Annotated in this window: 17 protein-coding genes and 1 riboswitch; of the genes, 13 read left to right on the top strand and 4 right to left on the bottom strand. The window is 66.6% G+C overall.

Features of this window, described 5'->3' with window-relative positions:
• Positions 1–161: 161 nt before the first annotated feature.
• Positions 162–908, bottom strand: coding sequence for an SDR family oxidoreductase (locus ABIB38_RS22395; protein ID WP_429206903.1), 747 nt, complete (start codon positions 906–908; stop codon positions 162–164).
• A 169-nt stretch (positions 909–1077) separates the two neighbouring features.
• Positions 1078–1197: riboswitch (ZMP/ZTP riboswitch) on the top strand.
• A gap of 109 nt (positions 1198–1306) precedes the next feature.
• Between ABIB38_RS22395 and glyA the strand changes: the two genes are divergently transcribed.
• The 9 genes from glyA to ABIB38_RS22350 all read left to right on the top strand — a co-directional run bounded on the left by glyA (position 1307) and on the right by ABIB38_RS22350 (position 8228).
• A complete protein-coding gene (glyA, locus tag ABIB38_RS22390; RefSeq protein WP_429206902.1) occupies positions 1307–2554 on the top strand; it encodes a serine hydroxymethyltransferase in 1248 nt (415 codons plus the stop codon).
• A gap of 64 nt (positions 2555–2618) precedes the next feature.
• Entirely contained in the window at positions 2619–3086 is a 468-nt protein-coding gene (gene nrdR / locus ABIB38_RS22385; RefSeq protein ID WP_137173569.1) for a transcriptional regulator NrdR, read from the top strand.
• Between the two features lie 111 nt (positions 3087–3197).
• Entirely contained in the window at positions 3198–3734 is a 537-nt protein-coding gene (pilV, locus tag ABIB38_RS22380) for a type IV pilus modification protein PilV (RefSeq protein WP_429206901.1), read from the top strand.
• Positions 3731–4687: a PilW family protein gene (locus tag ABIB38_RS22375; protein WP_429206900.1), complete on the top strand. Its 957-nt coding sequence runs from the start codon at positions 3731–3733 to the stop codon at positions 4685–4687. Before pilV ends, ABIB38_RS22375 begins: the two co-directional genes overlap by 4 nt.
• Positions 4688–4693: 6 nt before the next feature.
• Positions 4694–5377 (top strand): pilus assembly PilX family protein, encoded by a 684-nt coding sequence (locus ABIB38_RS22370; RefSeq protein ID WP_429206899.1) that lies wholly within the window; start codon positions 4694–4696, stop codon positions 5375–5377.
• Positions 5374–5826, top strand: coding sequence for a type IV pilin protein (locus ABIB38_RS22365; RefSeq protein ID WP_429206898.1), 453 nt, complete (start codon positions 5374–5376; stop codon positions 5824–5826). The genes ABIB38_RS22370 and ABIB38_RS22365 overlap by 4 nt, the downstream gene beginning before the upstream one ends.
• Before the next feature lie 44 nt (positions 5827–5870).
• Positions 5871–6428, top strand: coding sequence for a GspH/FimT family pseudopilin (locus ABIB38_RS22360; RefSeq protein ID WP_429206897.1), 558 nt, complete (start codon positions 5871–5873; stop codon positions 6426–6428).
• A gap of 9 nt (positions 6429–6437) precedes the next feature.
• A complete protein-coding gene (ribD, locus tag ABIB38_RS22355; RefSeq protein ID WP_429206896.1) occupies positions 6438–7574 on the top strand; it encodes a bifunctional diaminohydroxyphosphoribosylaminopyrimidine deaminase/5-amino-6-(5-phosphoribosylamino)uracil reductase RibD in 1137 nt (378 codons plus the stop codon).
• Between the two features lie 30 nt (positions 7575–7604).
• Entirely contained in the window at positions 7605–8228 is a 624-nt protein-coding gene (locus ABIB38_RS22350; protein ID WP_429206895.1) for a riboflavin synthase, read from the top strand.
• Positions 8229–8278: 50 nt separating this feature from the next.
• Here ABIB38_RS22350 and ABIB38_RS22345 read toward each other — a convergent pair whose 3' ends face one another.
• Both ABIB38_RS22345 and ABIB38_RS22340 read right to left on the bottom strand, forming a co-directional pair.
• Positions 8279–11224: a M16 family metallopeptidase gene (locus ABIB38_RS22345; RefSeq protein WP_429206894.1), complete on the bottom strand. Its 2946-nt coding sequence runs from the start codon at positions 11222–11224 to the stop codon at positions 8279–8281.
• A 147-nt stretch (positions 11225–11371) separates the two neighbouring features.
• A complete protein-coding gene (locus ABIB38_RS22340; protein WP_429206893.1) occupies positions 11372–14062 on the bottom strand; it encodes a two-component system response regulator in 2691 nt (896 codons plus the stop codon).
• 329 nt (positions 14063–14391) lie between these two features.
• Between ABIB38_RS22340 and ribBA the strand changes: the two genes are divergently transcribed.
• Genes ribBA through nusB form a run of 3 tightly spaced genes read left to right on the top strand, consistent with a single transcriptional unit; the run spans position 14392 to position 16506 of the window.
• On the top strand, positions 14392–15504 hold the full coding sequence (ribBA, locus tag ABIB38_RS22335) for a bifunctional 3,4-dihydroxy-2-butanone-4-phosphate synthase/GTP cyclohydrolase II (RefSeq protein WP_429206892.1): 1113 nt from the start codon (positions 14392–14394) through the stop codon (positions 15502–15504).
• 32 nt (positions 15505–15536) lie between these two features.
• On the top strand, positions 15537–16016 hold the full coding sequence (ribH, locus tag ABIB38_RS22330; RefSeq protein ID WP_005671273.1) for a 6,7-dimethyl-8-ribityllumazine synthase: 480 nt from the start codon (positions 15537–15539) through the stop codon (positions 16014–16016).
• Positions 16017–16035: 19 nt separating this feature from the next.
• A complete protein-coding gene (nusB, locus tag ABIB38_RS22325) occupies positions 16036–16506 on the top strand; it encodes a transcription antitermination factor NusB (RefSeq protein WP_429206891.1) in 471 nt (156 codons plus the stop codon).
• A gap of 210 nt (positions 16507–16716) precedes the next feature.
• On the opposite strand, the gene ABIB38_RS22320 is transcribed toward nusB, so the two are convergent.
• Positions 16717–17622 carry a transglycosylase SLT domain-containing protein gene (locus tag ABIB38_RS22320; protein WP_429206890.1) on the bottom strand — a complete coding sequence of 302 codons (906 nt, stop codon included), beginning with the start codon at positions 17620–17622 and terminating at the stop codon, positions 16717–16719.
• Positions 17623–18138: 516 nt separating this feature from the next.
• On the opposite strand from ABIB38_RS22320, the gene ubiD reads away from it, so the two are divergent.
• The gene (gene ubiD / locus ABIB38_RS22315) at positions 18139–19623 is read left to right on the top strand and encodes a 4-hydroxy-3-polyprenylbenzoate decarboxylase (RefSeq protein WP_429206889.1); all 1485 of its coding nucleotides are present in this window, start codon (positions 18139–18141) and stop codon (positions 19621–19623) included.
• The last annotated feature ends 30 nt before the right edge of the window (positions 19624–19653 follow it).

Genomic DNA, 19653 nt, shown 5'->3' with positions numbered 1-19653 from the left:
TAGCACGGGCTCGTGCTTTTGAGCAGTAGTAGACTTGAAACGTGGTTAAAAGACCAATCACTGTAACACTTTCTCACAAATGACAGGCGGGTGATTGGTCTTGCTGGGCCGGGCATGCGGATGAGGCAATACATGCGCGACGGGAGGCGTGCGCCGCCCGGTCAACCCCGGCGTACGTTCAACGGCGAGAACCCCTGGCAAGTCGGCATCAGCTCGATGCTGTTGACGTTGACGTGCGGCGGCAGCGTCGCGATCCAGAAGGCGGTGTCGGCGATGTCCTTCGCGGTCAGCGGTTGCGTGCCCTCGTAGACCCTGGCCGCGGCGGCGTCGTCGCCCTTGAAGCGCACGTTCGAGAATTCGGTGCCGCCACACAGGCCGGGCGCGATATTGGTGGCGCGCACGCCGGTTCCGGCCAGGTCGGCGCGCAGGTTCAGCGTGAACTGCTCGACGAAGGCTTTGGTTGCGCCATACACATTGCCGCCCGGGTAAGGATAGTGGCCGGCGACCGAACCGATATTGATCACCAGGCCGCTGCCGCGCGCCACCATGTCCGGCAGCACGGCGCGGGTCATGGTCACCAGGCCCTGGCAGTTGGTCGCGATCATGGTTTCCCAGTCTTCCAGCGGCACTTGATGGGCCGGCGCCGTGTTCAGCGCCAGGCCGGCATTGTTGACCAGCACGTCGATGGGTTGCCAGTCGGGCGGCAGGCTGGAGAGAGCAGCCTCGATCGAGGCGCGGCTGGTGACGTCCAGGGTCACGGCCAGCGCCTGGTCGCCCAGTTCGCGCGCCAGGTCCGCGAGGCGGTCGGTGCGGCGCGCGGCGAGGACGACGCGGTGGCCGTGCGAGACGAAGGTGCGCGCCATTTCGGCGCCGAAGCCGGCCGATGCGCCGGTGATGAAGACGATCATGATGGGTCCTTGGATGGCAACAGAGTGACAGGCGGGAAAGGCAAGGCGCGCTGCCGAACCATAAAATTGTAGCCGAAACGACCACGAGCGCGCTGGAGGCCGCGGTTTCTCGGCCGGCACAGCGGTTTCCTTGCCCTGCGATGGGGAGTTCAGTACAATTTGGAGTCCTTACGTCTCACGTAACTGGCGAAATACCGCGTGTGCGTACCAATCGGATGCGCGGCGCGGCAAAGGTGGGCACCCACCGGGGAACGTGAGACGCCATACGCCGTTCGCCTGGGCAGCCATCAACCGGTACGCGTTCGATCGCGGCTGCCTGCGCCCGTGCCTACGGCCCGCCCCGGCTCCCGCCATTCGACGCCACCAGTTGCCTGGATTACTATCGATTGGAGTTTTACATGTTTGCCAAAGACCATACGCTCGCCAATATCGACCCGGAACTGTGGGATGCAATTCAAAAAGAAAACGTTCGCCAGCAAGACCACATCGAGCTGATCGCTTCCGAGAACTACACCTCGCCGGCCGTGATGGAAGCGCAGGGCTCGCAGCTGACCAACAAGTATGCCGAAGGCTATCCGGGCAAGCGCTACTATGGCGGCTGTGAATACGTCGACGTCGCCGAGCAGCTGGCGATCGACCGCCTGAAGCAACTGTTCGGCGCCGAAGCCGCCAACGTCCAGCCGAACTCGGGTTCGCAAGCCAACCAGGGCGTGTTCTTCGCCATGCTCAAGCCGGGCGACACCATCATGGGCATGTCGCTGGCCGAAGGCGGCCACCTGACCCACGGCATGGCGCTGAACATGTCGGGCAAGTGGTTCAACGTCGTCTCGTACGGACTGACCGCCGAAGAAGACATCGACTACGACGCGCTCGAAAAGCAGGCGCACGAGCACAAGCCGAAGATGATCATCGCCGGCGCGTCGGCATTCGCGCTGCGCATCGATTTCGAGCGCATCGCCAAGGTGGCCAAGGACGTCGGCGCTTACTTCATGGTCGACATGGCCCACTACGCCGGCCTGATCGCAGCCGGCGAATACCCGAACCCGGTGCCGTTCGCCGACTTCGTCACCTCGACCACCCACAAATCGCTGCGCGGCCCGCGCGGCGGCATCATCCTGATGAAGGCCGAGCACGAGAAGGCCATCAATTCGGCGATCTTCCCGGGCATCCAGGGCGGTCCGCTGATGCACGTGATCGCCGGTAAAGCCGTCGCGTTCAAGGAAGCGCTGTCGCCGGAATTCAAGGAATACCAGCAGCAGGTCGTCAAGAACGCCAAGGCACTTGCTGAGACTCTTATCGCACGGGGCCTGCGCATCGTGTCGGGCCGCACCGAATCGCACGTGATGCTGGTCGACCTGCGCGCCAAGGGCCTGACCGGCAAGGAAGCGGAAGCGATCCTGGGCCAGGCTCACATGACCTGCAACAAGAACGGCATCCCGAACGACCCGCAGAAGCCGTTCGTCACCTCGGGCATCCGCCTGGGCAGCCCGGCCTTCACCACCCGCGGCTTCAAGGAAGAAGACGCGGTCACCGTGGGCAACCTGATCGCCGACGTGCTGGACAACCCGCATGACGCCGCGACCATCGAGCGCGTGAAGGGCGAAGTCAAGAAGCTGACCGACAAGTACCCGGTCTACGCGCGTTGATCGCATCTCCCCCGGCCGGTTCGCCGGCCGGGTAACAGCAGCATCCTTGCAGTAACCCGGCGCCATGAAATGTCCCTTTTGCCAGCATGAAGAAACACAGGTCCTCGATACCCGCGTATCCGAGGAGGGGGACGCCATTCGGCGCCGGCGCCGCTGCGGCAAGTGCGACAAGCGCTTCACGACCTACGAGCGCATCGAGCTGTCGATGCCGATCATCGTCAAGAAGAATGGCAGCCGCACCGAATTCGCCTCCTCCAAGCTGCGCGGCAGCCTGATGCTCGCCCTGAGGAAGCGCCCGGTGGCGGCCGAGGCGATCGACCGCGCCGTCGCGTCGATCGAGGAAAAGCTGCTCACCAGCGGCCGGCGCGAAGTCGAGAGCGTGCATGTCGGCGAGCTGGTGATGGAAGAGCTCAAGCGCCTCGACAAGATTGCCTACATCCGCTTCGCTTCCGTCTACAAGAATTTCGAGGACCTGGATTCCTTCCAGGCGGCGCTGGCCGAAGTCGGGCATCAGCGCAAGCTCGACAACTGACGTCGTTTCCAAGTTCCGTTTCTTGCCCGGCGCACGCTTGCGTCCACGCATGAGCGCCTGAGTCCGGCCTGATAACTTCTCTGCTCGCACATCGTTAGCGAAAGGAGTGGCATGCAGGCGCGTCTCCCCGGCAGCCCGGGCGGCTTCACCATGGTCGAAGTCCTGGTGGCCTTGTTCGTGCTCGCGATCGGCGTGGTCGGCGCCAGCGCGGCGCAGCTGGCCGCGCAGCGCACGCGCCAGCATGCCGCATTGACCTCCGAGGCGGCGCTGGTGGCCACGTCACTGGCCGCGCGCATGCAGGCCAACACCCACGTGGCAAGCCTGCCGGACGGCTCCAATCCCTATCTGCCGTTTGACTACCAGGCGCTCGCCGCCGGCCTGCCGGCGGGCGGCGCCCCGTGTTTCGGCGCGGGCGCCTGCGATCCCCTGGCGCTGGCCGCCTTCGACCTGCACGAGACGCGCCGGGCGCTGCACCGGGGCTTTCCCTCGGGCCGCATCGTGCTCTGCCGCGACGGCGCGCCGTGGGATGCCGGGCACGGCCGCTACCGATGGGCGTGCAGCGGAGAAGAGACGGCGCCGGTGGCGATCAAGATCGGCTGGCATGGCACGCAGGACGGGCCGGGCTACGTGTTGCTGGTGGCGCGATGAAGGCCCGCAAGAAGACAGGCGGCCCACGCCACCGCTACCGCCAGGCCGGCCTGACGATTGCCGAACTGATGGTGGCGATGGCGCTCGGCCTGGCGGTGCTGCTGGCGAGCGGCTCGCTCTTGATTACCAGCGTGCGCGCGCACGCCGCCGTCACGGAGGCGACCGAGATGGACGACAGCGGCCGCTACGCCGTGGATGCGCTGGCGCGCGCCATCCGCCTGGCGGCGCACGTCGACTGGGCGGCGCATCCGGGCGCCGATCCGGCGGCGCCGGCGCGGCTGGCCGGCCTGGACGCCAGTTCGCTGGAGCGGTCCGGCCCCGGCATCGAGGCAACCCTGCCCGACGAAGCCAACGGCAGCGACGTGCTGGCCGTGCGCTTTTCCGGCAGCGGCGCGCCGCCCGGTGGCGACGGCGCCACCCTCGATTGCGCCGGTTTCCCCGTGCACCGCGACGAAGAAGGCTGGAGCATCTTCTATGTCGCGCGCAATGCCCAGGGCGATGCCGAGTTGCGTTGCAAGTACCGGGGCGCGAGCAACTGGTCGTCGGATGCGGTGGCGGGCCGGGTCGACGGCTTCCAGGTGCTGTACGGCCTGGATGCCGACGGCGACCGCGTCCCGGAGCGCTACGTCAATGCGACCGAGCTGGGCGCGCTCGATGCGGCGCTGGCGCCGGTCGGGGCCACGCCCGACGAACGCGCGGCCGATTTGCGCCGGCGCACGCACTGGAAGCGGGTGGCGCTGGTGCGGGTCGCGCTGCTGCTGCATGGCCCGCGGCTCGATCCCGGCGCTCACTCCGACATCGTCTACGACCTGTTCGGTCCGGACCATGGCGCCGCCTTTTCCACGGGCGACCAGGGCACCCGGCTGATGGGCGCGGCGCTCGACGACGGACGCGCGCCACGCATGCGCAAGGTCTATGGCGCGACGATCGCGTTGCCGGTGGCGCCGGATTGAACCCGCATGCGCACTTTCAACTCACGCAGGGAAGGCGGCGTCGCGCTCCTGACCGCCCTGGTGCTGATGCTGGCGGTGCTCATGACCGGCATCGCCTCCACCCGCGGCGCCCTGCAGGGAGCGCGTGCCGCCGCGCACGAACGCGACCGCGTGCTGGCGCTGCAGATGGCCGACGCCGCATTGCTCGACGCCGAGCGCGACATCGAAGGCGGCGCCGAACCCGGTTCGGCGCGGGCCAACGCCATCGCCGGCGGCAGCGCGGACGCCTTTGTCGCCGGCTGCGCTGGCGGGCGGCCGTACAACGGCTTGTGCGCCCACGCGGCCGATCCCGACCTGCTATCCGAACTGCTGGCCGACGACGACGGTCCGGCGATCCTGTTCGGCAGCTTCACCGGACTGAGCATGCCGGACGGCGAGGGCGCGCTGCCGCTCGCGGCGCCGCGCTACCTGATCGAGCTGATGCCGGCGACGCCCGATGGCCAGTTGTACCGCATCACGGCGCGCGGCGCCGGCAGCATGCCCGGCACCCATGCCGCGCTGCAAGCCTATTACCGCAAGCCGCCCGATGGTGGGCGGGGGCGGCGCGTCGGATGGCGCGAGCTCGGCAACTGGAGTGAAGCGTACGCGATGCCGGCCGCCACCGCGGCCGGCCACCCGACTGGAACGGACAGGCGAAAGGGTAGACGATGAGGCGCGGCAGCAAGGGATTCACCTTGGTCGAACTGATGGCCGTGCTGGCCATCCTCGCCATCCTGGCCGCGCTCGTGTATCCCTCGTACACGCAACAGATGGTCAAGGCGCGCCGCCTCGAGGCCCAGCTGGCGCTGCTCGACATCATGCAGCGCCAGGAGCAGTACCGCGCGCTGCATCATTCCTATCTGGCGTTCTCGATCGATAGCGAGGCCGCTGATGCCGGCCAGTTCCCGACCTGGACCGGCAACGGCGCCGCCGCCAGCGCCCATGAGCTGGACGGCTATGCCTGCCCCGGCCAGGAGATCGCCCACTGCATCGAGCTGCGCGCCCGGCCGGGCACCGCCAATGTCGACGCCGGCTTTGCCGACCCCGACTGCGGCGTCTTGACGCTCGACAGCACCGGCCGACAAACGGCCAGCGGTCCGGCGGCGCGCTGCTGGCCATGACGCTCGCCGTGAGACGGGGGATGAGGCAGTCGAAGAGACGGCCGATGAGCCGGCGTCGCTGCGCCGGCCTGTCCCTGGCCGAGCTGGTGGTGGTGCTGGGCATGGTCGCGGTCACGGCGGCGGTGGCCGCCCCCAGCCTGCACGACCTGGTGCGCGGCCAGCAGCTGCGCACCGCCGCCGGCGACCTGCATGGCGCGATCCAGTTCACCCGGTCGCAGGCGATCGCGCGCAACGAGCGGGTCAAGCTCACGCCCAACGACGAGGCGGGGCGCGACTGGTCGCGCGGCTGGACCGTCTACGTCGACCGCGACGACGACCGCCGGCCGGGCGAGGGCGACGAGATCCTGGCCGTGCGTCCTGCTCTTCCAGACGGCATGCAGGTCAGCTATTCCTTCACCAGCCCTGCGCCGCCCCAATACATCGCCTACAATGGCGCGGGGCGCAGCTGCAGCGATACGAACAGCGCGGCAGCGCGCCTCGGCACGCTGTCGCTCTTCCATGGCGGCGGGGTGCGCCGTATTAAAATCAATATGCTCGGGCGTGCGCGCCTGTGCAATCCCGCCCGCGAGGACGGGTGCGACGGCGCCGCGGCGCCGCCCTGAAGGAAAGACATGGCCACCAAAGATATGGCTGACAGCTACAGCGAACTGATCCTGAACGATACCGACGGCATGGCCCTGGCCCTGGACTGGGCGGCGCGCGGCATGTACATCACCGCGCCGAATCCGCGCATCGGCTGCGTGATCGTCAGGGACGGCGTCGTGATCGGCGCCGGCCACACCCAGCCCGCCGGCCAGGCACACGCCGAGATCCAGGCCTTGCGCGACGCCGCGGCGCGCGGCAACGACGTGCGCGGCGCCACCGCCTACGTGACGCTGGAGCCATGCAGCCACCACGGCCGCACGCCGCCATGTTCAAGCGCCCTGGTGCAGGCCGGCTTGAAGCGGGTGGTGGCGGCCATGGTCGACCCGAATCCGCTGGTGGCAGGGCGGGGCCTGGCCCAGCTCGAAGCCGCCGGCATCGAGGTCAAGGCCGGCGTGCTGGCCGAGGCTGCGCAGGAACTGAACGTCGGCTTCTTCTCGCGCATGGTGCGCGGCCTGCCGTGGGTGCGCCTGAAGGTGGCGGCCAGCCTGGACGGCGCCACCGCGCTGGCGGGCGGCGAAAGCCAGTGGATCACGGGCGAGCAGGCGCGCGCCGACGGCCACGCCTGGCGCGCGCGCGCCGGCGCGATCGTGACCGGCATCGGCACGGTGAAAGCGGACGACCCCCAGCTGACCGTGCGCGGCGTCGACACGCCGTTGCAGCCGCGCCGCGTGATCGTCGACAGCCGCCTCGAGATCGACCTGGGCGCGCGCATCCTGCAGGGCGAACCGTGCTGGATCGTGGCCGCCGTCGAGAACGCGGACAAGTCCGCCGCCCTGCGCGCCGCCGGCCACGAGGTGCTCATGCTGCCCAATGCGCGCGGCAAGGTCGACCTGCCGGCCCTGATGCGCGAGCTGGGCCGGCGCGAGATCAACGAGGTGCACGTCGAGGCGGGTTCCAGGCTGAACGCCTCGATGGTGCGCGAAGGCTGCGTCGACGAGCTGCTGGCCTACCTGGCGCCGAGCCTCATCGGGCCGGGGCAGGGCATGTTCGACCTGCCCGCGCTCGAGCGCCTGGCGGACCGTCGCCAGCTGCGCTTTCACGACGTGGCGCGCGTGGGCGACGACCTGCGCATCCTGGCCAGGTTCATCGAGCCGGCCGCCTGAACTGAACAAGAACCCACACGAAGGAATCACATGTTTACTGGAATCGTCGCCGCCGTCGGCAACATCACTTCCGTCGCGCCGCTGGCGGGCGGCCTGGACGCCGGCGTGCGCCTGGTCGTCGATGCCGGCCCGTTGCCATTGGCCGACGTCGCCCTGGGCGACTCGATCGCCATCAACGGCGCCTGCATGACCGTGGTCGAGAAGACCGACCGGGCGTTCACCGTCGACGTCTCGCGGGAGAGCCTGAACAAGACCGTGGGCCTGGAAGCCCAGGGTGAAGTCAATCTCGAGAAAGCGCTGACCCTGGCCGAGCGCCTGGGCGGCCACCTGGTCTCGGGCCACGTCGATGGCCTGGGCGTGGTGCACAGCTTCGAACCGGTCGGCGAGTCGTTCGAGCTGATCGTCGATGCGCCGCAGGAGCTGGCCAAGTTCCTGGCCTACAAGGGCTCGGTGGTGGTCAACGGCGTGTCGCTCACCGTCAACCGGGTCGACGACCTGGAAGCCGGTGGCCAAAAAGTCTGTCGCTTCTCGATCAACCTGATCCCGCACACGATCGAGGTCACCACGCTCAAGCACCTGAAGGCCGGTTCGCAGGTCAACCTCGAGATCGACCTGATCGCGCGCTACGTCGAGCGCATGCTGTCGGCACGGTGACGAAGCGCCGGACAACGGCCAGATGGCCGCGCCCGGCGTGACGAGACGAATCAGCTCCCGGGGACGGCCTGCATGCCGGCTTTCCGCGCCCGCGGCGCCTTGGCCACCTTGGCTGCGGCCTGCGTTTCCGGATTGAGTACCACCTGCACGTAGTTCTTCCTGTCGAAGTAGCGCCGCGCGGCCATTTTGATGTCGTCCGCCGTCAGGGCCTGCACCTGTTTTTCCACGGCGAGGATCGATGCCGGATCGGTCCCTTCGGTCAGGCTCGACTGCAGGTTCGCCACCCAGTAGCCGTTTTCGCGCAGCGAGCGCCGGTGGTTCTGGATCCAGCCGGTCTTGACCTTGTCCAGTTCGGCCGCGTCCGGGCCGTGTTCCTGCAGGCGCGCGATCTCGGCGAAGGTCGCGGCGATCACCTTGTCCACGTGTTCCGGTCCGGTCGGCAGGCTGATGCCGACCGAGTAGTTCCCGTACGGGATCTTGCTCAGGGTGCCGCTGGCGCCGCCGCCGTAGATCATCGCCATCTTCTCGCGCAGCACTTCGATGATGCGCAGATTGGTCACTTCGATCAGCGCCGACAGGCGCAGCTGCTCGGCTTCGGTGAATTCGGCCGGGCCGGTGAAGTTGAGCGCGATCGTGCTCTTCGGCTCGGTGCCGCTGCGCACCTCGCGCTTGACCACGCCAGTGGCCGGACGCAGGCCGACGTCGCGGTAGGCGACCGGGATATCCGGCGTCGGCAGGGTGCCGAGGTAGGTCGCCAGCAGCGGCCGGATCCGTTGCTCGTCGAAGCTGCCGACCAGGATGAAGGTCAGGTCCTTGGCACTCGAAAAGCGCTGGCGGAAGATGTCGATGCTGCGGTCCAGGTCGATCTTGGCGTATTCCTCGGCGTCGAGCGTGCGCGGCGCGCGCGGGTGGTTGTTGTACAGCGCCGCGACCAGCGCGTCGTTGAAGTAGCGTCCCGGCAGGCCGCTCTGGTTGCGCGCGATCTCGGCCTGCTTGTCGATATAGGCGTGGAACAGGCCCTCGTCGCGGCGCACGTCGGCGAACTTCAGCCACAAGAGCTGCAGCATGGTCTCGATGTCGGTGGCGCCGGAGGCGCCCGCGATCACGTCGGTATAGCTGCCCAGGCCCACGGTCACGCCGGCCGCCTTGCCGGCCAGGATCTTGCGCATGTCGAGCGGGGTGAAGTCCTTCACGCCCATGCTCGCCACGATCGCGTTCGAGAAGCGCGCATTGAGGATGTCGCGGTCGGGGAACAGGCTCTGGCCGCCGGGGCGGGCCGCGCTCAGCATCACTTGGTCGTTGCGAAAGTCGGTGGGCTTGAGGATGACTTTGACGCCGTTGGACAGGGTCAGGCGGGTCAGGCCCAGCGCCTTGTCGTGCTCCTCGGCGGTGATGTTTCCAGGCTGCGCCGGGCGTTCCATCAGGCGCGTCGCCAGCAGTTTCTCGTCGTGCCGTGCAACCGGCGTACGCGCGGCTTCGCTGACGGCGGCCAGCAGCTGCGCGCCGGTCGGCGCGGCCGGCTGCTTGTCTCCCTTGCTCACGCCCGTGTACAGCACCAGCTTGCCCGAGTCGGCCGGAATGGTACGCCGCGCATAGTCGTTCATCTCGGCGAGCGAAATGCCCGGCACCAGCTGCTGCACGTAGCGCCACTCGGTGTCGATGCCGGGAATCGCCTCGTCCTGCAGGAAGTTGCGGATGTATTCGGCGGCGTAGGTGCTTGAATCGCTCTTGGCGCGCTCGTTCCACGCCTGCTCGTAGGTGCGCATCAGGTTCTTCTTGGCGCGTTCCAGTTCCTGCTCGCCGAAGCCGTGCTGGCGCGCGCGCTCATTTTCCTGCACCAGGGCCGCGATCGCCGGCAGGGCGCCGCGCGGGCCGATGGCGGCCGACGAATTATAGGAGTGGTAGCGCGGCGTCAGCTTGCCGAGCGAACTGCTCGCGCCCAGGTACGGCGCGTCCGGCAGCTGCGCCAGCTCCGCCAGGCGCTGGTTGAGCATGGTCCCGAACAGCGATTGCACCAGCTCGGCGCGGTAGGCGCCGATGGTGCCCAGCTCGCGCACCGGCTGCACCGGGTAGCGGATCAGGACCGCGTTGCCGTTGGCTTCCGGGTCGGTGACGACCAGCGCCTCGGTGTCGGCGCGCGCCGGAATCGCGGCGTAGTCGCGGGGACGCGCAGCGGCCGGGTTCTTCAGGCGCGTGAAATGTTGTTTGACGAGCTTTTCGGCGCGCGCCGGGTCGATGTCGCCGACCACCACCACCGCCATCAGGTCGGGGCGGTACCAGTCGCGGTAGAAGCGTTTCAAGGCGTCCGGCTTGAAGTTGCGCAGCACGTCTTCACGGCCGATCGGCAACCGCTCGGCATACTTCGAGCCGTTGAACAGGCGCGGATAGATCTGCTTGCCCATGCGGTCCGAAGCGCCTTTGCCGAGGCGCAGCTCTTCGAGCACGATGCCGCGTTCCTTCTCGATCGCATCCGGGTCGAAGCGCACCCCGTGGGCCCAGTCTTCCAGCACCTGGAACGCCTTGGAAACGTGCTCCGGCTTGTCGGTCGGGATCGGAAGGATGTAGACGGTTTCGTCGAACGAGGTATACGCGTTCAGGTCGGCGCCGAAGCCCACGCCGATCGACTGCAGATAGGACACCAGCTCGTGCTTGCGGAAATTGGTGGTGCCGTTGAAGGCCATGTGCTCCACAAAATGGGCCAGGCCGCGCTGGTCCTCGTCCTCGAGGATGGAGCCGGCCTTGACCACCAGGCGCAGTTCGAGCTTGCGTTCGGGGCGCGCATTGCGCTGGATGTAGTAGGTCAGGCCGTTGTCCAGTTTCCCGACCTTGACCTGCGGGCCGACCGGGATGGGCGATTCCATCTGCAGCGCCGGCGTCTGCGCCGCCTGCTGCGCCGGCGCCTGGCCTGCCTGCGGCGCGCCATGCGCCAGCGGGGACAGGCCCAGGACCGCGGCCAGCGCCATCGCCGGCAGGCCGCGTACGAAGTTGTTGCTCATTCAATGGTTCCCGGATGAATTGGTTCTTGCATTCTACATGGCGCAAGGGCGTGCACGGATGGGCTTAAGGTTGCCCTAAACCTGCGCCGAACTTACTTCGAACCTGCCCCGGACCGGCCCGGGACATGTCCTGGACTCGCCCTGCCTTCAGAGCACGATCCGTCCCTTCGCCAGCAGTTGGGCCATCTCGAAGGCCGGCACCGGCCGTCCATACAGATAGCCCTGCAACACGTCGCAGCCGAGGGAGCCGAGGAAGTCGCGCTGGCCGACTGTTTCCACGCCTTCGGCCACCACCGCCAACGACAGGCCCTGGGCCAGGGCGATCGTCGCCTGGGCGATGGCGGCGCTGCGCCGTTCGGTGGCGATGTCGCGCACGAACGTCTGGTCGATCTTGAGTTTGTCGAGCGGGAAGCGCGACAGGTAGCCGAGCGACGAGTAACCGGTGCCGAAGTCGTCCAGCGACAGCGAGACGCCCAGCGCGCGCAGCTCGGCCATCTGCGCCTCGGCCGCGGCGCTGTCGCCCAGCATCACGCTTTCGGTCAGTTCGACCTCAAGCCATCGCGCTTCGAGGCCGCTGTCGTGCAGGGCGGTGCGCACCACCTGGGCCACGGCGCCGGTCTTGAACTGGCTGGCCGAGACGTTGACCGCCACCCGCACCGGCGCCAGGCCGGCGTTTTGCCAGGCCTTGTTCTGGAAGCAGGCCTGGCGGATCACCCATTCGCCGATCGGGTGGATCAGTCCCGTGTCCTCGGCCAGCGGGATGAAGTCGGCGGGCGAGACCGGCCCGATCTCGTCGCTGTGCCAGCGCAGCAGGGCTTCCATGCCGACCACGCGGCCATCCAGGCGCGAGACCTGGGGCTGATAGTGCAGCGACAATTCGTCGCGCTCGATCGCGCGCCGCAGGCGCGTCTCCAGCGCCAGCCAGCGCAGCGCTTCGGCGTTCATCTCGCCCTTGAAGAACCGGAAGCCGTTGCGGCCCGACTCCTTCATGTGGGTCAGCGCGGCGTCGGCCGCCTTGAGCAGGTCGCCCGGGCCGTCGCCGTCGCGCGGATAGACGCTGATGCCGATGCTGCCGGTGACCACCACGTCGTGTTCGCCCACCAGCAGCGGCCGGGACACGGCTTCCATCAGGCGCTGGGCGCAATAGATCACGTCGTCGGTGTCGTCGAAGCTGGTCAGCAGCAGCACGAATTCGTCGCCCGACAGGCGCGCCACGGTGTCGGTCGGGCCGGCCAGTTCGCCGGCGCGGCGCGCCACCTCGCGCAGCACGGCGTCGCCGGCCGCATGGCCGAGGCTATCGTTGATGCGCGACAGGCGGTCGACGTTGAACAGCAAGAGCGCCACCTGGCTCGCATCCTGGCGCGCAGCAGCCAGCGCCTGCTGCACGCGATCGTTGAACAGCGTGCGGTTCGGCAGCAGGGTAAGCGAATCGTGGCTGGACAGGAAATCGAGTTGATGGTGGGCCGCTTTCAGCGCCGACAGGTCGGTCGACACCGACACGTAGGCGGTGCGCCGGCCCTGCTCGTCGTGGATCGCGCTGATGCTCATGCTGGCCGGGTAGATCTCGCCATTCTTGCGGCGGCTCCAGATCTCGCCGCGCCACTGGCCATCCCGTTCCAGACAGGCCCACATGCCGGCGTAGAAGGCGGCGTCGTGGCGTCCCGACTTCATCAGGCGCGGATTTCTACCCAGGACCTCGGATTCGCGGTAGCCGGCGGTCTCTTCGAAGGCCGGGTTGGCAGCGACGATGTTGGCGTCGGCGTCCGTCATCAGGATCGCTTCCCGGGTGCTGTCGAACACCTGGCGCGCCAGTTCCAGCCGGTGTTCGCTGTCGCGCAGCGCGGCGTCGGCGTCGGCGCGCGCCAGCGCCTCGAGCTGCAGCTGGGCGGCGTGGTGCTGCACCACCTCGTACAGGTTCAGGTTTTCGTAGGCCACCGCCAACTGGGCCGCCAATGCCGTGGCCCAGCGCTCTTCCTCGTCCGAGAATGGCGCCGCGCCGACCCGGCGCGTGCAATACAGCCAGCCGAGCGGATGCTGCAGGTCGTGCACCTGCAGGCCCAGCAGATGGTCGACCTCGGGGTGGCGCCGGGGCAGGGTGGCCAGCAGGGCGTCGTCGCCGTCGAGCCGCAGCGGCGCGCGGGCGCGCAGCAGCATGCCGGGCAAGTCTTGCTCGTCCAGCGCGCAGGCCGCGAGCAGGCCGCCTTCCACCCCATGGGTGGCCAGGTGGCGCACGCTGCGTTCGGTGCTGGCCAGCAGGCACAGGGCGACGCAATCGGCGCCCAGCACGCGCCGCGCGGCGTCCACGAAGGCATCGGCCAGGGCCTCGACGCGGCGCTCGCCCGCCAGCATCATGCACATGCGTTCCAGCTCGGACAGGCGCGCGCACAGGTCGAACGGCAGGTCGCGGTCATGCTCGCGGGCGAAAGGCAGCGCCGGCGCCGGCCCGCCGTGCGCCACGCCCAGCTCGGCCGCCACCGCGTCGAGAATGCGCTGCGGGTCGGAAGGCTTGCTCAATACCGTGGCCACGCCGCAGCGCGCCGCCATGGCCATCGTCTCGCGCTCCGAATAGACGGCCGAGAAGAAGATGACACGGGTCGCGCGCAAGGCGGGATCGGCGCGCAGCTGCTGGACGAACTCGTAGCCGTCCATGGTCGGCATCAGGATGTCGGTGATGATCAGGCCGGGACGCTCGGCGCGCGTGATGGCGAGCGCCCGGGCGCCGTCCTCGGCTTCGAGGATCCGGTGTTCGGTATAGCCGAGGAGGGCCGCGAGATAGCTCCGGTTGCTCGGTCGGTCGTCGACGATCAGGATCGTGGCCATCAGTGCCGCCCTTTGCATGGGGCGGCGCCTGGACGGCAGATGGGGAGAACTACCGGCATCGCAACTCCGAAAAATGGGCCGCACCCTCTGGGTGGGTAAGACCAAGATGTCTTGATAGTAATCCAGTTGGGCTTGGGCACGGTTACGATGTGGAATGTTAAAACAGCAAGCTTAACAATTTAAAGCCACAACATCACATGTTGTTGCTTAATCGTAACGTCGGTTGGCGCAGCCGGCTCGCCGCGCCGGCGATTTGGGCAGGACCAGGGGAGGACAATGCGGTTGAAAGCCTGTAAATCCATTAAAATAGCGGATTACGCATAACCCCCCGTTTCAAGGAATCCCGTATGTCTATATCCAGCACCGAGGACATCGTTGCCGAACTGCGCGCCGGCCGCATGGTCATCCTGGTCGATGAGGAAGATCGCGAAAACGAAGGCGACCTCGTGCTTGCAGCCGACTTCGTCACGCCCGAGGCGATCAATTTCATGATCCGTCACGCGCGCGGCCTGGTCTGCCTGACCTTGTCCGAGGAGATCTGCGACCGCCTGGCCCTGCCGATGATGACGTCGCGTAACGGCACCTCGTTCGGCACCAATTTCACCGTGTCGATCGAAGCGGCCGAAGGCGTCACCACCGGCATCTCGGCTGCCGACCGCGCGCGCACCATCCAGGTGGCGGTGAACAAGGGCACGACGCCCGACGACCTGGTGCAGCCGGGCCACATCTTCCCGCTGCGCGCGCAGAAGGGCGGCGTCCTGATGCGCGCCGGGCATACCGAAGCGGGTTGCGACCTGACCCACATGGCGGGCCTGACCCCGGCCTCGGTGATCTGCGAGATCATCAAGGAAGACGGCACCATGGCGCGCCTGCCCGACCTGATCGAGTTCGCCAAAGAGCACAACCTCAAGATCGGCACCATCGCCGACCTGATCCATTACCGCAGCCAGAACGAGTGCCTGGTCGAGCGCGTGGCCGAGCGTACGCTGTCGACCGAGGCCGGCGAATTCCGGCTGGTCGCCTTCCGCGACGCGCCGAGCGGCTCGGCTCACCTGGCCCTGGTCCACGGTGAACCGTCGCCCGAGAAAGAAGCGCTGGTGCGCGTGCACCAGCCGGTGTCGATCCTCGACCTGCTCGAAAACCGCGCCACCACCCACTCGTGGGACATGGCTTCGGCCATGAAGACGATCAAGGCCAGCGACGCCGGCGTGATCGTGCTGCTCAACTGCGGCGAAAGCGCAGACCAATTGTTCGCCCAGCTGGCGCCGCAGGACGGCAAGGCCAGCCGTCTAGGTGCGCGCGCCGCGTCGATGGACTTGCGCACCTACGGCATCGGCGCCCAGATCCTGCGCGCCCTGGGCGTGGGCAAGATGCAGCTGCTGGCCAATCCGCGCAAGATGCCGTCGATGACCGGTTTCGACCTGGAAGTCACCGGCTACGTGCCGCGTCCGCAAGCCTGAACAATCAACCAATCAACAAGAAGAGGTCAGCCATGACGGTAGGAACTTTTGAAAGCAATCTGCAGGGCGAAGACCTGCGCATCGGTATCGTGCAGGCCCGTTTCAACGCCGACGTCGGCCATGGCCTGCTGTCGTCCTGCCTGGCCGAGCTCAAGCGCCTGGGCGTGGCCGACGAAGACATCCTGCACGTGACCGTGCCGGGTGCGCTCGAAGTGCCGCTGGCGCTGCAGCGCATGGCCGTGACCGAGCAGTTCGACGCGCTGATCGCCCTGGGCGCGGTGATCCGCGGCGAGACCTACCACTTCGAGCTGGTGTCGAACGAATCGGGCGCCGGCATCACCCGCATCGGCCTCGACTACGGCATCCCGATCGCCAACGCGATCCTGACCACCGAGACCGACGAGCAGGCCGAAGTGCGCATGGCCGAGAAGGGCGGCGATGCGGCGCGCGTCGCGGTCGAGATGGCCAACCTCCTGATGGCGCTGGACGAGCTGGTGCCAGAGGACGAATAACAGTAAAGGCAAGAAAACAATGACTGACAAGAGTACGCATGCCAACCCGAGCAAGAACCGCACGCCGCGCCACCGCGCGCGCGAATTCGCGCTCCAGGGTCTGTATCAATGGCTGCTGAATAATGAATCGGCGCAGGTGGTCTCGACCAATATCCGCGGCGCCCACGGCTTCGACAAGGCCGACAGCGAGTTCTTCTCGGCGCTGCTCAACGGCGCGATCAGCACCTCGGTCGAGCTGCGCGAAGCGATCGCCCCGCTGATCGACCGCACGATCACCGAGCTGTCGCCGATCGAGCACGCGGTGCTGCTGCTGGGCGCCTATGAGCTGAAGAACCACCCCGAGGTTCCCTACCGCGTCGTGATCAACGAGGCGGTCGAGCTGACCAAGTCGTTCGGCGGCATCGACGGGCATAAATACGTCAACGGCGTGCTGGACAAGCTGGCGTCGCGACTGCGCCCGGACGAAGTGGCGGCGAACGAGCGTCGCTGATCGCTTCGCGTGCGGATCGACGAGAAAAGCCACCGTGCGCGAGCCGGTGGCTTTTTGTTTGGACCGTGATTTCGGACACGCAAATCAGCACGTCGTTCCCGCGCAGGCGGGAACCCAAGTCATGCGAGCAGCCCGAAACAACATATATATAGAACAGACGCAAAAAAGCCACCGCCGTAGCGATGGCATCCAAGGACTTCCCTCGTGCTCTTACAGGCCGGCCAGCTGCTCCACGTTGGGCACCTGCGCGCCGGTGTGGGCGGCGGTGGTAGTCTCCGGCAGCGGCTTGGCTTCCGGCTTGGGCGTTTCCGATTCCGGCTGCTTGGCGACGACGATGGTCGCCGGCGCCGGGGTCGCACGCGGGGTGCGCACCGGGACGTTCTGGCCTGTCGACACTTTCTTCAGCAACTTGTACTCGTTCAGTACCTTGTTGCCATAGCCCGAATCGGTTTCCAGGTTGGCCGCGCCGACATAGGTCTTCAGGCCGCCTTCGATCGAGCCGGTACGCTTGACGTAATCCTTCAGGATCAGGGCGCCGACACGGATGTTGGCGACCGGGTTCAGGGCCGCCTGCGGGCCGCCCACGTCCTCGAACTTGTCGTGGTGGACCTTGGCCATGACCTGCATCAGGCCCTTGGCGCCCATCGCGCTTTCGGCGAACGGGTTCAGGCCCGATTCGATCGCCATCACCGCCAGGATCAGCAGCGGGTCGAGCTTGAGCTCGTGCGCCGTCAGGTAAGCGGTCGACACCAGCATATTGGCGGCGTCGCCGGCCACGCGATAACGCTTCGACAGCCAGTTGGTGACGTATTGCTGCTGCTTGCTGTTGCCCAGCGCCGCGTGCGAATCGCGCAGATGCGTCGTTTCGACGGCCACCGCTTCGGCCACCGCCTTTGGCGTCGCCACGACGGGCGCCACCGGTTCTGCCACCGCAATGGCGACTGGCTGCGGATGCAGCATTTCAGAGACGCGCTTGGCGAAACTGTCATTGGTGTACAGCAGCGCCAGAATGCTGATGGCGGTCAGACCGAATACGGTCAGGGTAGTGCGTGCGGTTTTCAAGAGACCGCTTGCCGTTTTGCTCGCGGAAGACCACGTGATTGGCTGGCTGGCCATGGATTGCACGAGCTTTGCGCTCGTGATAAAACGATGAAACATCGAATTTTCCCCTTGTCGCGGCAAAAGAGATCCCGTCGTGTCGCGCGGAGCGAAACGCAGAACGTGCTTTGCCGTGCATCAGAAAATCGTTTGTCGCCGCGACGCGGCCGACTAACGCCGTCATTGCTTTGCTTCAGCTGGCTGCTAACCCGGAGGGCAGAGACCAGTGGCTCAACAACTGTTTCGGGGGAGTTGGGCAGACGCCCAAGAGAAACACTCCTTAAAATGTCATATGGGGCCCCGACCCCGTGAATGCATGAGAACGGCTAAAATGTGGCAAAAAATGTAAGGCCGGCTCATCAAGTAGGACGGATTGTAGGGGTGGAGCTTATATCAAGTCAACCCTAGCACGCGCGCCTCTTATAACTTTTGGATCTGACAACGTCGGCTTCCAAATGGAAATACTTGACGAATCAATCACTTGGCACCACCCTCTCACTTACGTTCTGCAATCAAAGAAATGCACAAAACTTGATGAAATATACAGACTTGCGAGATTTTATGGCCCAGCTCGAGCGCATGGGCGAGCTGAAACATGTTGACATTCCGGTATCGACCAACCTCGAAATGACCGAGATCTGCGACCGCACGCTGCGCGCCGAAGGCCCCGCGCTGCTGTTCCGGCAGCCGACCGGGCACACGATCCCGGTCCTCGGCAACCTGTTCGGCACGCCGAAGCGGGTGGCGCTGGGCATGGGGGCGGACGATATCACCGAGCTGCGGCAGATCGGCCACGTGCTGGCGCGCCTGAAGGAGCCCGAGCCGCCCAAGGGTTTCAAGGACATCATGGGCATGGGCTCACTCGTCAAGGCGGTGTGGGACATGGCGCCGAAGGAAGTGAAGGGTGCTCCCTGCCAGGAAATCGTCTGGGAGGGCAAGGACGTCGATCTCGGCCGCCTGCCGATCCAGCACTGCTGGCCGGGCGACGTGGCGCCCCTGATCACCTGGGGCCTGGTGATCACCAAGGGCCCGAACAAGAAGCGCCAGAACCTGGGCATCTACCGCCAGCAGGTGCTGGGGCCTAACAAGGTCATCATGCGCTGGCTGGCGCACCGCGGCGGCGCGCTCGATTTCCGCGAACACGCGCTGGCCAATCCGGGCCAGCCGTATCCGATCGCGGTGGCGCTCGGCGCCGACCCGGCCACCATCCTGGGCGCCGTGACGCCGGTGCCGGACACGCTGTCCGAATATCAGTTCGCCGGCCTGCTGCGCGGCAGCCGCACGGCGCTCACCAAGGCGATCGGCAGCGAGTTGATGGTGCCGGCTTCGAGCGAGATCGTGCTCGAGGGGCATATCTACCCGGATCAAAACCATCCGTCCGGCTTCGAGCATGCGCTCGAGGGGCCATATGGCGACCACACCGGCTACTATAATGAACAGGACAGTTTCCCGGTGTTTACGATCGACCGCATCACGATGCGGCGCGATCCGATCTATCACTCGACCTATACCGGCAAGCCGCCCGATGAACCGGCCGTGCTGGGCGTGGCGCTGAACGAAGTCTTCATCCCGCTGCTGCAGAAGCAGTTCACCGAAATCCTCGATTTCTACCTGCCGCCGGAAGGCTGCAGCTACCGCATGGCGGTGGTGCAGATGAAGAAGCAGTACGCGGGTCATGCCAAGCGGGTGATGTTCGGCGTGTGGAGTTTCCTGCGCCAGTTCATGTATACCAAATTCATCGTCGTGGTCGACGAGGACGTCAATGTGCGCGACTGGAAAGAGGTGATCTGGGCCATCACGACCCGCGTCGATCCGACCCGCGACACGGTCATGGTCGACAACACCCCGATCGACTACCTCGACTTCGCCTCGCCGATCAGCGGGCTGGGCAGCAAGATGGGTATCGATGCTACCAATAAATGGCCGGGCGAGACCAACCGCGAATGGGGGACGCCGATCGTGATGGCGCCTGCGGTGAAGAAGAAGGTGGACGAGATCTGGCAGCAGCTGGGAATCTGATTGCGCCAGGCGGGGACGCCAGTTGCGGCG

Source organism: Massilia sp. UYP11 (assembly GCF_050434805.1).
Taxonomy (GTDB): Bacteria; Pseudomonadota; Gammaproteobacteria; order Burkholderiales; family Burkholderiaceae_D; genus Telluria.
This window is presented reverse-complemented; position numbering and strand designations above follow the sequence as displayed.